Raw genomic sequence first — 13,267 nt, forward strand, 5'->3', positions numbered from 1 at the left:
ATTTACTCCACCGTCACCGATTTCGCCAGGTTGCGCGGCTGGTCGACGTCAGTGCCCTTGAGCACGGCAACGTAGTACGACAGCAGTTGCAGCGGGATGGTGTAGAGGATCGGCGACAGGGTGTCGTGGATGTGCGGCATGTTGATAACGTGAGTGCCTTCACCGTTGGTCATGCCGGCCTTTTCGTCGGCGAACACGATCAGTTGGCCGCCACGGGCGCGCACTTCCTGCAGGTTGGACTTGAGCTTCTCCAGCAGTTCGTTGTTCGGCGCCACGGTAACCACTGGCATGTCGTCATCTACCAGCGCCAATGGGCCGTGCTTCAGCTCACCCGCCGGGTAGGCTTCGGCGTGGATATAGGAGATTTCCTTGAGTTTGAGCGAGCCTTCCATCGCCACCGGGTATTGCGCGCCACGGCCGAGGAACAGGGTGTGGTTCTTGTCGGCAAACAGTTCGGCGACTTTTTCCACGGTGCCGTCCATGGCCAGGGCTTCGCCCAAACGGGTGGGCAGACGACGCAGTTCTTCGACCAGAGTGGCTTCGACGCCTTCGGCGAGGGTGCCGCGCACCTGGCCCAGGGAGAGGGTCAGCAACAGCAGGCTGACGAGCTGGGTAGTGAAGGCTTTGGTGGAAGCCACGCCGATTTCACGACCGGCCTGGGTCAGCAGGGTCAGGTCGGATTCGCGCACCAGCGAGCTGATGCTCACGTTGCAGATGGCCAGGCTGCCGAGGTAGCCCAACTCCTTGGCATTGCGCAGGGCTGCCAGGGTGTCGGCGGTTTCGCCCGACTGGGAGATGGTCACGAACAGGGTGTCCGGCTGCACCACCACTTTGCGATAGCGGAACTCGCTGGCGACTTCGACCTGGCACGGGATGCCGGCCAGTTCTTCCAGCCAGTAACGGGCAACCATACCGGCGTGGTAGCTGGTGCCGCAGGCGACGATCTGCACGTTGCGCACGTTGGCGAACAGCTCGGCGGCTTGCGGGCCGAAGGCGTTGACCAGCACCTGGTTCTGGCTCAGGCGGCCTTCCAGGGTGCGCTGCACCACGGACGGCTGCTCGTGGATTTCCTTGAGCATGAAGTGGCGGAATTCACCCTTGTCAGCCGCTTCGGCACCGTCGCGGTATTGCACGGCTTCACGTTCTACGGTGTTGCCGTTGACGTCCCAGATTTGCACGCTTTCACGGCGGATGTCGGCGATATCGCCTTCTTCCAGGTACATGAAGCGGTCAGTGACCTGGCGCAGGGCCAGTTGGTCGGAGGCGAGGAAGTTTTCGCCCAGGCCCAGGCCAATCACGAGTGGGCTGCCACTGCGCGCAGCCACCACACGGTCAGGCTGGCTGGCGCTGACCACGGCCAGGCCGTAGGCGCCGTGCAATTCCTTGACGGTGGCTTTGAGTGCGACGGTCAGATCGCCCAGGTCCTTGAGCTTGTGGTTCAGCAGGTGCGCGATGACTTCGGTGTCGGTGTCCGAGGTGAACACGTAACCTTGGCCCTTGAGTTGTTCGCGCAGCACTTCGTGGTTTTCGATGATGCCGTTGTGCACCACGGCCAGGTCGCCGGAGAAATGCGGGTGGGCGTTGCGCTCGCACGGCGCGCCGTGGGTGGCCCAGCGGGTGTGGGCAATGCCCAGACGGCCGACCAGGGGCTCGCCGTTCAGGGCTTGTTCCAGCTCACTGACCTTGCCCGGGCGGCGCATGCGCTCCAGCTTGCCGGCGTTGGTGAAGACCGCCACACCGGCGCTGTCGTAGCCACGGTATTCCAGGCGTTTGAGGCCTTCGAGCAAAATGGCGGTGACGTTACGTTCAGCGACTGCGCCAACAATTCCACACATGGTGTTTCTCCTAGATGACTGCCGCGCATATCAGCGTAATGCCGCGGGCTTGGATCTGGTCGCGGGCCTCAAGCGGCAGGCGATCATCGGTGATAAGGGTATGGACGCTGCTCCAGGGCAGTTCCAGGTTGGGAATCTTGCGGCCGATCTTGTCGGACTCGACCATCACCACGACTTCGCGGGCGACCTCGGCCATTACCCGGCTGAGGCCGAGCAATTCGTTGAAGGTGGTAGTACCGCGTTCCAGGTCGATGCCATCGGCACCGATAAACAGTTGGTCGAAGTCGTAGGAACGCAGCACCTGCTCGGCGACCTGGCCCTGAAATGAATCGGAATGCGGGTCCCAGGTGCCGCCGGTCATCAACAGCACCGGCTCGTGTTCCAGTTCGCTCAAGGCACGGGCAACGTGCAGGGAGTTGGTCATCACCACCAGGCCGGGCTGGTGGCCCAGCTCGGGGATCATCGCGGCGGTGGTGCTGCCACTGTCGATGATGATGCGTGCGTGTTCGCGCAAACGCATCACGGCCGCACGGGCAATAGCGCGCTTGTAGGCCGAGATGGGTTGGGCGGCATCGCCGACCAGTTCCTGGGGCATGGTGATTGCACCGCCGTAACGACGCAGCAACAGGCCATTACTCTCTAAAGCAGCCAGATCCTTGCGGATCGTCACTTCCGAGGTTTCGAAACGTTTGGCCAATTCGTCCACGCTGACTTCGCCCTGTTCGGTGAGCAAGGTCAGAATGTTGTGGCGCCGTTGGGGGGTATTTCGTTTCGACATGGTGATGATAAGTTTCGTTTCGAAAGATAACGAAGGCAATCAAAACCTATTGGCGAAAGATCGTCAAGCGGGGTGAGCAAATTTTTTGCGGCATCACAAACCCAATGTGGGAGCTGGCTTGCCTGCGATGGCGGTCTGACATCCAACATTGATGTCGTCTGACACTCCGCTTTCGCAGGCAAGCCAGCTCCCACAGGGAACCGCACTAGACCCTAGAGCTGTGGATAACTCAGCTCTTTTTGATTTTCACCGGGCGTTTCCAGCCGTCGATGTTGCGCTGGCGGGCACGGGCCACGCCGAGTTGCAAGTTATCCACATCCTGATTGATGGTGGAACCTGCCGCCGTGGTTGCGCCATCGCCAACCTTGACCGGAGCGACCAACGAGTTGTTGGAGCCGATGAACACATCCTCGCCCAGCACGGTAACGTGCTTGTTGGCACCATCGTAGTTGCAGGTGATGGTGCCGGCGCCGATGTTGGTGCGCGCGCCGATAACCGCATCGCCCAGGTAGGTCAGGTGACCTGCCTTGGCGCCCTCACCCAGGTTTGCATTTTTCAGTTCGACGAAATTACCCACATGGGCGCGGGCGCCCAGCACGCTGCCGGGGCGCAGGCGTGCAAACGGACCCGCATCGCTGCCCTCGCCCATCACGGCGCCTTCGAGGTGGCTGTTGGCCTTGACCACAACGCCTTTGCGCAGGGTGCTGTCCTTGATCACGCAGTTCGGGCCGATCACCACGTCGTCTTCGATGATCACGCGGCCTTCGAGGATCACGTTGATGTCGATCAGCACGTCGCGGCCTACGGTGACTTCACCGCGCACGTCAAAACGCGCCGGATCGCGCAGGGTCACGCCTTGTGCCATCAGGCGGCGGCCTTCGCGCAGCTGGTAATGACGCTCCAGTTCAGCGAGTTGCTTGCGGTCGTTGGCGCCCTGCACTTCCATCGGGTCGTGAGGTTGCTCGGTGGCGACCAGCAGGCCATCACTCACGGCCATCTCGATGACGTCGGTGAGGTAGTACTCGCCCTGGGCGTTGTTGTTGGACAAGCGGCCCATCCAGTCGGCGAGCTTGCTGGCAGGCACGGCGAGGATACCGGTGTTGCCTTCGGTGATGGCGCGCTGGGCTTCACTGGCGTCCTTGTGCTCGACGATGGCTGCAACCTTGCCATCGGCGTCGCGCACGATGCGCCCATAGCCGGTGGGGTCGTCCAGCTCAACGGTAAGCAGGCACATCTGGCCAGGTACCACATGCTTGAGCAGGCGCTGCAGGGTTTCCACTTCAATCAGCGGCACATCGCCGTAGAGAATCAGCACGGTGTCGGCGCTGATAAATGGCACGGCCTGCGCGGTGGCGTGGCCGGTGCCCAGTTGTTTGTCCTGCAATACGAAATTCAAGTCATCAGCCGCCAGTCGTTCACGAACGGCATCGGCCCCGTGGCCGATCACTACGTGGATGCGTTGCGGGTCCAGTTGGCGGGCGCTGTGGATAACATGACCAAGCATGGAGTTGCCCGCGACCGGGTGCAGCACCTTGGGCAGGGCTGAACGCATGCGAGTGCCTTGACCTGCGGCGAGAATGACGATTTCGAGAGACATGACTGGCTACCAATGCTGGGCGGTCCGGCTTCAGACCAAAGAAGTGTTTTGCAAAAAAAGAAAAAGGGTAGCCGAGGCTACCCTTTTTAATCAATCGCGCATGAAGCGTGACGGCATGGCCGCTTACTTCTTGCGGATCTGCTGGAGCGTGCGCAGCTGCGCTGCAGCCTCGGCCAGACGTACAGCAGCAGCGCTGTAGTCGAAGTCCGCACCCTTTTCGTTCAGGGCCTTCTCGGCAGCCTTGACGGCTTCCTGAGCGGAGGCTTCATCCAGGTCGCCAGCACGTTGCACGGTGTCGGCAAGTACCTTGACCATGTTCGGCTGAACCTCGAGGAAACCACCGGAGATGTAAAACACCTCACGCTCCCCGCCTTGCTTGGTCAGAGTGATCGGACCTGGCTTCAAGCTGGTGATCAGCGGTGCGTGACCCATGGCAATACCAAGATCACCCAAGTCACCGTGCGCTGTCACGAACTCGACCAGACCGGAGAAGATTTCTCCTTCCGCGCTGACGATATCGCAATGGACTGTCATAGCCATCTGATTGCCTCAACCTGATGAGCGCCCGTTTCCGGGCGCCTGGATTACAGTTTCTTGGCTTTCTCGATCGCTTCTTCGATGCCGCCGACCATGTAGAACGCTTGTTCTGGCAGGTGGTCGTAGTCACCGTTGAGGATGCCTTTGAAGCCAGCAATGGTGTCTTTCAGGGAAACGTATTTACCCGAGGCACCGGTGAAGACTTCAGCCACGAAGAACGGCTGCGACAAGAAACGCTGGATCTTACGAGCACGGTTTACCAACTGCTTGTCGGCTTCCGACAGCTCGTCCATACCCAGGATCGCAATGATGTCCTTCAGTTCCTTGTAACGCTGCAGCACGTACTGAACGCCGCGAGCGGTGTCGTAGTGCTCCTGGCCGATCACGTTCGGGTCCAGCTGGCGCGAAGTCGAGTCCAGTGGATCGACCGCCGGGTAGATACCCAGGGAAGCGATGTCACGGGACAGTACGACGGTGGCGTCCAAGTGGGCGAAGGTGGTCGCAGGCGACGGGTCAGTCAAGTCATCCGCAGGTACGTATACCGCTTGGATCGAAGTGATCGAACCTTCTTTGGTCGAAGTGATACGTTCTTGCAGAACGCCCATCTCTTCGGCCAGGGTCGGCTGGTAACCTACTGCCGAAGGCATACGGCCCAGCAGTGCAGATACTTCAGTACCGGCCAGGGTGTAACGGTAGATGTTGTCGACGAACAGCAGAACGTCGTTACCTTCGTCACGGAACTTCTCGGCCATGGTCAGGCCAGTCAGTGCTACGCGCAGACGGTTTCCCGGCGGCTCGTTCATCTGACCGTAAACCAGTGCCACTTTGTCCAGAACGTTGGAGTCCTTCATCTCGTGGTAGAAGTCGTTACCCTCACGGGTACGCTCGCCCACACCGGCGAACACGGAATAACCGCTGTGCTCGATGGCGATGTTACGGATCAGTTCCATCATGTTTACGGTCTTGCCTACACCGGCACCACCGAACAGACCGACTTTACCGCCCTTGGCAAACGGGCAAACCAGGTCGATAACCTTGATGCCGGTTTCCAGCAGGTCGTTGCCGCCCGCTTGCTCGGCGAACGAAGGTGCTGCGCGGTGAATACCCCAGCGCTCTTCGGTGGCAATCGGGCCAGCTTCGTCGATCGGGTTGCCCAGTACGTCCATGATCCGGCCCAGGGTCGCTTTACCGACCGGTACGGAGATGGCTGCGCCAGAGTCGACAACGTCCAGACCGCGCTTCAAGCCTTCGGTGGAACCCATCGCAATGGTACGAACTACGCCGTCGCCCAGCTGCTGCTGAACTTCCAGAGTAGTTTCCGCGCCTTGTACTTTCAGCGCGTTGTAGATGCTCGGTACGCTGTCGCGTGGAAATTCCACGTCGATAACGGCGCCGATGATTTGAACGATACGTCCGCTACTCATAGCTGGATCCTCTGAATATTTGAACCGTTAAACCGCGGCAGCGCCGCCGACGATTTCCGAGATCTCTTGGGTGATCGCAGCCTGACGCGCCTTGTTGTAGATCAGCTGCAAATCGCTGATCAGATCACCGGCGTTATCGGTAGCGTTTTTCATCGCGATCATCCGCGCCGCTTGTTCAGCTGCGTTGTTCTCGACCACCGCCTGGTACACCTGCGACTCCACGTAGCGCACCATCAAGCCGTCAAGCAGCTCTTTGGCGTCTGGTTCGTAGAGGTAGTCCCAGTGGTGCTTGAGTTCCTGATCCGGAGTCGCCACCAGTGGAATCAATTGCTCCACGGTTGGCTGCTGGGTCATGGTGTTGATGAACTTGTTGGATACCACGGAGAGGCGGTCAATCCGGCCTTCCAGGTACGCATCCAGCATCACCTTCACACTGCCGATCAAATCATTGATCGACGGCTCTTCACCCAGGTGGCTGATAGCTGCAACGACGTTACCGCCGAAGTTGCGGAAAAAGGCCGCACCCTTGCTACCAACAACACACAGATCGATCTCGACGCCCTTTTCGCGGTTTACCGCCATGTCCTTGACCAGGGCCTTGAACAGGTTGGTATTCAAACCACCGCACAAACCACGGTCACTGCTCACTACCACATAACCCACACGCTTAACTTCGCGGTCGATCATGAACGGGTGGCGGTATTCCGGGTTGGCGTTGGCCAAATGCCCAATTACCTGGCGGATACGCTCCGCATAAGGACGGCTAGCAGCCATGCGCATTTGTGCCTTGCGCATTTTGCTGACCGCCACTTTTTCCATGGCGCTGGTAATTTTTTGCGTGCTTTTGATGCTCGCAATCTTACTGCGAATCTCTTTTGCGCCTGCCATGTAACACCTATCAGGTTAGCAAGCGGGAGCCTTGCGGCTCCCGCTGCGGCTTACCAGGTTTGGGTGGCCTTGAACTTCTCGATACCGGCTTTCATGCCAGCGTCGATTTCGTCATTGAAGTCACCCTTCACGTTGATCTTGGCCAACAAGTCGGCGTGATCGCGGTTGAAGTAAGCAATCAGCGCTTGTTCGAAGCTGCCGACCTTGGTGATTTCGACGTCAGTCAGGAACCCACGCTCAGCGGCATACAGCGACAACGCCATGTCAGCGATCGACATAGGGGCGTATTGCTTCTGCTTCATCAGCTCGGTAACGCGCTGACCATGCTCAAGTTGCTTACGGGTGGCTTCGTCCAGGTCAGAAGCGAACTGGGCGAATGCCGCCAGTTCACGGTACTGAGCCAGAGCGGTACGGATACCACCGGAGAGCTTCTTGATGATCTTGGTCTGAGCGGCACCACCCACACGGGATACCGAAACACCGGCGTTCACTGCAGGGCGGATGCCCGAGTTGAACATGGCCGATTCCAGGAAGATCTGACCGTCGGTGATGGAAATCACGTTGGTCGGAACGAACGCGGAAACGTCGCCAGCCTGGGTTTCGATGATCGGCAGTGCGGTCAGGGAACCGGTTTTGCCGGTCACTGCGCCGTTGGTGAACTTCTCTACGTACTCTTCGGATACGCGGGATGCGCGCTCCAGCAGACGGGAGTGGAGATAGAACACGTCGCCCGGGTAAGCTTCACGGCCTGGTGGACGGCGCAGCAGCAGGGAAATCTGGCGGTAAGCCACTGCTTGCTTGGACAGATCGTCATAAACGATCAGCGCATCTTCACCGCGGTCGCGGAAGTATTCGCCCATGGTGCAACCGGAGTACGGTGCCAGGAATTGCAGCGCAGGAGACTCCGAAGCACTGGCAGCCACGATGATCGTGTTGGCCAGGGCGCCGTTTTCTTCCAGCTTGCGAACCACGTTGGCGATGGTCGATTGCTTCTGACCGATGGCTACGTAGACGCAGAAAATGCCGCTGTCTTTCTGGTTGATGATCGCGTCGATCGCCAGAGCGGTTTTACCGATCTGACGGTCACCGATGATCAGCTCACGCTGGCCACGGCCGACCGGGATCATGGCATCGACAGCTTTGTAGCCAGTCTGTACAGGCTGGTCTACCGACTTACGCCAGATCACGCCTGGAGCAACTTTCTCGACCGCGTCGGTCTCGGTGTTGCCCAGTGGACCTTTACCGTCAACAGGGTTACCCAGTGCGTCGACAACGCGACCCAGCAGTTCCTTACCAACCGGAACTTCCAGAATGCGGCCTGTGCACTTGGCGCTCATGCCTTCAGCCAGACTGGTGTACGCGCCCAATACAACGGCACCTACGGAGTCTTGCTCCAGGTTGAGGGCCATACCGTAGACGCCGCCCGGAAACTCGATCATCTCGCCGTACATGACGTCGGCCAGACCGTGAATCCGCACGATGCCGTCAGATACGCTGACGACAGTGCCTTCGTTACGGGCTTGGGAGGTCACATCGAGCTTGTCGATGCGGCCCTTGATAATTTCACTTATTTCGGAAGGATTGAGTTGCTGCATTGCTCTGCTGCCCCTTCAAACTCAAGATTTCAATGCTTCGGCAAGTTTCGCGATTTTTCCGCGAATCGAGCCATCGATAACCAGGTCGCCGGCACGGATAACAACACCACCAATCAGGGATGCGTCCTCCGAAGCTTGCAGGCGCACTTCCCGATTGAGTCGTGCACTGAGAACCTTGGCGAGTTTGTCTTGCTGTTCTTGGTTCAATGCAAAAGCACTGGTCACTTCAACGTCTACCGACTTCTCTTCTTCGGCCTTGTACAGGTCGAACAGAGCGGCGATCTCCGGCAACAGCGGGAGACGGTCGTTTTCGGCAACGACATTGATGAAGTTCTGTGCCTTCACATCAAACTTGTCGCCGCACACTTCAATAAAAGTGGCGGCCTTGTCTGCGCTCGTCAGGCGCGGGGCCTTGAGCACGCGCTGCATGGTGTCGTCTTGCGACACCGCTGCTGCCAGGCCGAGCATGGCTGACCAAGAGGCCAGCTGCTGGTGGGCCTGGGCGTGCTCGAAGGCTGCCTTGGCGTAAGGTCGGGCCAACGTGGTCAGTTCTGCCATGATCGCCCTCGCTTAAATTTCAGCAGCCAGTTTGTTAACCAGCTCCGCGTGCGCGTTTTGATCGATTGTGGCACCGAGGATCTTCTCGGCACCGCCGACCGCCAGAGCACCCAGTTGGGCACGCAGCGCGTCTTTGACGCCGTTCAGTTCCTGTTCGATCTCGGCATGAGCCGAAGCCTTCACACGGTCAGCTTCGACGCGGGCTTTATCAACAGCCTCTTCGACGATCTGGTTACCGCGTTTCTTGGCTTGCTCAATGATTTCAGCTGCCTGTGCCTTAGCTTCGCGCAGTTGATGACCCGCTTTCTCTTGGGCCAACTCCAGGTCGCGAGCTGCACGGGTGGCAGCGTCCAAACCGTCCGCGATCTTCTTCTGACGTTCGTGCAAAGCCGCGATGACCGGAGGCCACACGAACTTCATGCAAAACACTACAAAAATGAAGAACGCAACGGATTGGCCAATCAGGGTTGCATTAATGTTCACGCCAACACCTCGCTCATTCGTTGTCCATCACCCCAATCAACTCGAAAAATTCGAGTGATTAGCCAGCGAGTTGACCAACGAAAGGGTTCGCGAAGGTGAAGAACAGAGCGATACCAACGCCGATCATGGTCACGGCGTCGAGCAGGCCGGCGACGATGAACATTTTAACTTGCAGCATTGGAACCATTTCTGGCTGACGCGCTGCGCCTTCCAGGAATTTGCCGCCCAGCAGGCCGAAACCAATGGCAGTACCCAGGGCGCCCAGGCCGATCAACAGTGCAACAGCGATAGCGGTTAGACCAACTACAGTTTCCATCTTTCCTCCCGACTTTTACGTCGTATGGTTTAGGTTTTTTAGATTTTAAAGCGGTAAAACAAATCGTTTCATAGCCCTGTTGGGCCACCTTCCCGTTTCACCGGGAAGGACATCAGACTAGTCGAGACTGGTCTTAATGGTTCTCTTCGTGCGCCATCGACAGGTAGACGATGGTCAGCATCATGAAGATGAAGGCCTGCAGGGTGATGATCAGGATGTGGAACACAGCCCACGCCCACTGCAGAACTACGCCCAGGCCGCTAAGCCAGAGCAGGCCGCTGCCGAACATCACAGCGATCAGGATGAACACCAGCTCGCCGGCATACATGTTGCCGAACAGTCGCAGGGCCAGGGAGATCGGCTTGGCGACCAGGGTCACGAACTCCAGCAGGAAGTTCACCGGAATCAGCAGGGCTTGAACGAAGATGTTCTTGCTGCCGAACGGGTGCAGGGTCAGTTCGCCGATGAAGCCGCCGATGCCCTTGACCTTGATGCTGTAGAAAATGATCAACGCGAACACCGACAGGGCCATGCCCAGGGTGGCGTTAGGGTCCGTGGTGGAAACCGCACGGAATGGAATGTGGTGATCGCCGGAGATCAGGATGGCCAGTTGAGGAATCCAGTCGACCGGGATCAGGTCGACGGCGTTCATCAGGAACACCCAGACGAAGATGGTCAGTGCCAGCGGTGCAATCACCGGGCTACGGCCATGGAAGCTGTCTTTCACGCTGCCATCGACGAATTCGACCAATACTTCAACGAAGTTCTGCAAAGCACCTGGCTGACCGGAAGTTGCCTTCTTTGCCGCCATGCGGAAGATCAGGACAAAGATCAGGCCCAGTGCGACCGACCAGCCCAGAGTATCCAGGTGGAAAGCCCAAAAGCCCATTTCCTTTGCTTCTGCTGCGGAGTGGGCGAAGCCCCAGCCGCCGTTGGGAAGCTGACCGAAGGTCAGGTTCTGCAAGTGGTGCTGGATATAGCCCGAAGCGGTTGTTTCTGCCATGGTTGCCTCAAACGCCCTAAGGTTTCGAAAGTCTTGTTTTCATTAGCAGGGGAGCGAACCAGCTGACCAGTTGGGTCAACACGAAGACGCCGAATACAGCCAGCGGCGCCAATGGCTTCACACCTGCAAAGGTCAGTGCAAACAGCACTGCCGTCAAAATCAGTTTCCCCGCCTCGCCGGCATAAAATGACCGGACGATAGCCTGGGCTGCTCGGGCGCCGGAAAACCGAAAGGCCCTGTGAGCAAAATACATATTGGGCAGCAAGGCTATCAGGCCTCCGCAAAGTCCTGAATATCCGGCAACGACTCCATGCCAATACCAAAGCGCCAATGCGGCGATCAGCAAAATGACAAATTGAGCCAATAAAACCGGAAAAACGGCCAAGCGATGGAACGGCAACGTGTTTGGCGTGCGGGTTTCCATCACTCTTGCTCCTCAATGGTCGGCTGCCGGAAATCAATAACTTGGCATAATTTGTGCCGACAAAATGCGCGCAGAGTATAGGGGCGGTTAAGCCCCTATTCAACTGTCGGGTAGTGTTTTCCGATCGCGCGCTACATAAGCAAATGTTTCAGCGGATGTGGGCAAGGACGCCCTGAAGCTCATCGAGCGAGTTATATCCGATGACCAATTGCCCTTTGCCTTTCTTCCCGTGGCGAATTTGCACCGCAGAGCCCAGCCGCTCGGCCAGGCGCTGCTCGAGCCGCGCAATATCAGGATCAGGTTTGGCTGTTTCGACCGGTGCAGGTTTGCCGCTGAGCCACTGGCGAACCAGAGCCTCGGTCTGACGAACGGTGAGGCCGCGTGCGACAACGTGTCGCGCCCCCTCAACCTGTTGATTTTCCGGCAAACCGAGCAATGCACGGGCGTGGCCCATTTCCAGGTCGCCATGGGACAACATGGTCTTGATGACTTCCGGCAACGCGATCAGGCGCAGCAAGTTGGACACGGTCACGCGGGATTTACCCACAGCCTCGGCCACTTGTTGCTGGGTGAGCTGGAATTCCTGCTGCAAACGCTGCAACGCAATCGCTTCTTCGATCGGGTTGAGGTCTTCACGCTGGATGTTTTCGATCAGCGCCATGGCAATGGCCGTTTCATCCGGCACATCGCGCACCATCGCCGGGATGGTTTCCTTGCCCGCCTGCTGGCTCGCGCGCCAGCGACGTTCGCCGGCGATGATCTCAAAGCGCCCACCACCGATGGGGCGGACCACAATCGGCTGCATCACGCCTTGAGCCTTGATCGAGTTGGCCAGTTCTTCCAGCGCCTGGGGGTCCATGTCCCGGCGTGGCTGATATTTGCCGCGCTGGATCAGGTCCAGCGGCAGGTGCTGCAGCTCGCGCTCGTCGGCCTGCACCGCTTGTTCTTCAAGCGATGTGACGGTCGGACCACTCAGCAGTGCATCCAGTCCACGTCCGAGACCTCGTTTCTTGACGGCCATGGGGTTTCCTTAAGTTGGCTGGGCTGCAGCGGTGCGTGAATTGCGGCGCTGGCGACGAACCATCTCGCCGGCCAACGCCAGGTAGGCAATGGCACCACGGGATTGTTTGTCGTAGGCCAGGGCCGGCATGCCGTAGCTCGGGGCTTCGGCCAAACGGATGTTGCGCGGGATCACGGTGTCGTAGAGCTGATCACCAAAGTGTTCCTTGAGCTGCGCCGACACATCGTTCATCAAACTCAGGCGCGGATCGAACATGGTGCGCAGCAAACCTTCGATTTGCAGGTTCGGGTTCAACAATTCGGCGATACGCTTGATGTTATCCACAAGGTCGCTCAACCCTTCCAGTGCGTAGTACTCGCACTGCATGGGAATAATCACGCCATCGGCCGCCACCAGCGCGTTCAATGTCAGCATCGACAGAGACGGTGGGCAATCGATCAAAATGTAATCGTAGTTCTCGCGGATCGGCGCCAAGGCGCTGCGCAGACGGCTTTCTTTCATCTGCATTTCCAGCAGCACCACTTCCGCCGCGGTCAGATCGCGGTTGGCCGGCAGCAGTTGATAACCACCGTGTTCGGAAAAGTGCATGGCCTGAGCCAGGTCGCACTCGCCAATCAGCAAGTCATAAACCGAGTTTTCCAGGCCGTGTTTATCCACACCGCTACCCATGGTGGCGTTGCCCTGTGGATCGAGATCGATCAACAGCACCCGGCGCTTGGTAGCCACCAGGGATGCTGCGAGGTTGATGCAGGTGGTGGTTTTGCCCACGCCACCTTTCTGGTTCGCTATCGCGAATACCTTAGCCATT

14 protein-coding genes are annotated in these 13,267 nt (G+C 58.5%); all 14 read right to left on the reverse strand.

The annotated features are described in order from the left end of the window. Positions 1 to 2: 2 nt before the first annotated feature. Positions 3 to 1,835 carry a glutamine--fructose-6-phosphate transaminase (isomerizing) gene (gene glmS / locus ATI14_RS06685; protein WP_016970698.1) on the reverse strand — a complete coding sequence of 611 codons (1,833 nt, stop codon included), beginning with the start codon at positions 1,833 to 1,835 and terminating at the stop codon, positions 3 to 5. Between the two features lie 10 nt (positions 1,836 to 1,845). Then, complete coding sequence (locus tag ATI14_RS06690; protein WP_016970697.1) at positions 1,846 to 2,613, reverse strand: DeoR/GlpR family DNA-binding transcription regulator; 768 nt, start codon at positions 2,611 to 2,613, stop codon at positions 1,846 to 1,848. A gap of 229 nt (positions 2,614 to 2,842) precedes the next feature. Beyond that, positions 2,843 to 4,210, reverse strand: coding sequence for a bifunctional UDP-N-acetylglucosamine diphosphorylase/glucosamine-1-phosphate N-acetyltransferase GlmU (glmU, locus tag ATI14_RS06700; RefSeq protein WP_016970696.1), 1,368 nt, complete (start codon positions 4,208 to 4,210; stop codon positions 2,843 to 2,845). Between the two features lie 123 nt (positions 4,211 to 4,333). Beyond that, entirely contained in the window at positions 4,334 to 4,750 is a 417-nt protein-coding gene (locus ATI14_RS06710; RefSeq protein WP_003195825.1) for a F0F1 ATP synthase subunit epsilon, read from the reverse strand. A gap of 44 nt (positions 4,751 to 4,794) precedes the next feature. Further along, entirely contained in the window at positions 4,795 to 6,171 is a 1,377-nt protein-coding gene (gene atpD / locus ATI14_RS06715) for a F0F1 ATP synthase subunit beta (protein ID WP_016970695.1), read from the reverse strand. A 27-nt stretch (positions 6,172 to 6,198) separates the two neighbouring features. Further along, on the reverse strand, positions 6,199 to 7,059 hold the full coding sequence (gene atpG, locus ATI14_RS06720) for a F0F1 ATP synthase subunit gamma (protein WP_010207685.1): 861 nt from the start codon (positions 7,057 to 7,059) through the stop codon (positions 6,199 to 6,201). A gap of 50 nt (positions 7,060 to 7,109) precedes the next feature. Beyond that, positions 7,110 to 8,654, reverse strand: a complete 1,545-nt coding sequence (gene atpA / locus ATI14_RS06725; RefSeq protein WP_016970694.1) for a F0F1 ATP synthase subunit alpha — start codon at positions 8,652 to 8,654, stop codon at positions 7,110 to 7,112. 21 nt (positions 8,655 to 8,675) lie between these two features. Beyond that, positions 8,676 to 9,212, reverse strand: a complete 537-nt coding sequence (locus ATI14_RS06730) for a F0F1 ATP synthase subunit delta (protein WP_016970693.1) — start codon at positions 9,210 to 9,212, stop codon at positions 8,676 to 8,678. 12 nt (positions 9,213 to 9,224) lie between these two features. Next, on the reverse strand, positions 9,225 to 9,695 hold the full coding sequence (locus ATI14_RS06735) for a F0F1 ATP synthase subunit B (RefSeq protein ID WP_016970692.1): 471 nt from the start codon (positions 9,693 to 9,695) through the stop codon (positions 9,225 to 9,227). A gap of 58 nt (positions 9,696 to 9,753) precedes the next feature. After that, a complete protein-coding gene (gene atpE / locus ATI14_RS06740) occupies positions 9,754 to 10,011 on the reverse strand; it encodes a F0F1 ATP synthase subunit C (protein ID WP_002555987.1) in 258 nt (85 codons plus the stop codon). Positions 10,012 to 10,144: 133 nt separating this feature from the next. Beyond that, entirely contained in the window at positions 10,145 to 11,014 is an 870-nt protein-coding gene (gene atpB, locus ATI14_RS06745; RefSeq protein ID WP_016970691.1) for a F0F1 ATP synthase subunit A, read from the reverse strand. A 16-nt stretch (positions 11,015 to 11,030) separates the two neighbouring features. Then, the gene (locus ATI14_RS06750) at positions 11,031 to 11,438 is read right to left on the reverse strand and encodes a F0F1 ATP synthase subunit I (protein WP_010565865.1); all 408 of its coding nucleotides are present in this window, start codon (positions 11,436 to 11,438) and stop codon (positions 11,031 to 11,033) included. A gap of 148 nt (positions 11,439 to 11,586) precedes the next feature. Beyond that, the gene (locus ATI14_RS06755; protein WP_016970690.1) at positions 11,587 to 12,459 is read right to left on the reverse strand and encodes a ParB/RepB/Spo0J family partition protein; all 873 of its coding nucleotides are present in this window, start codon (positions 12,457 to 12,459) and stop codon (positions 11,587 to 11,589) included. Between the two features lie 9 nt (positions 12,460 to 12,468). Continuing rightward, positions 12,469 to 13,266: a ParA family protein gene (locus ATI14_RS06760; protein WP_016970689.1), complete on the reverse strand. Its 798-nt coding sequence runs from the start codon at positions 13,264 to 13,266 to the stop codon at positions 12,469 to 12,471. Position 13,267 lies beyond the last annotated feature (1 nt).

Source organism: Pseudomonas tolaasii NCPPB 2192, from assembly GCF_002813445.1.
GTDB classification, from domain to species: Bacteria; Pseudomonadota; Gammaproteobacteria; order Pseudomonadales; family Pseudomonadaceae; genus Aquipseudomonas; species Aquipseudomonas tolaasii.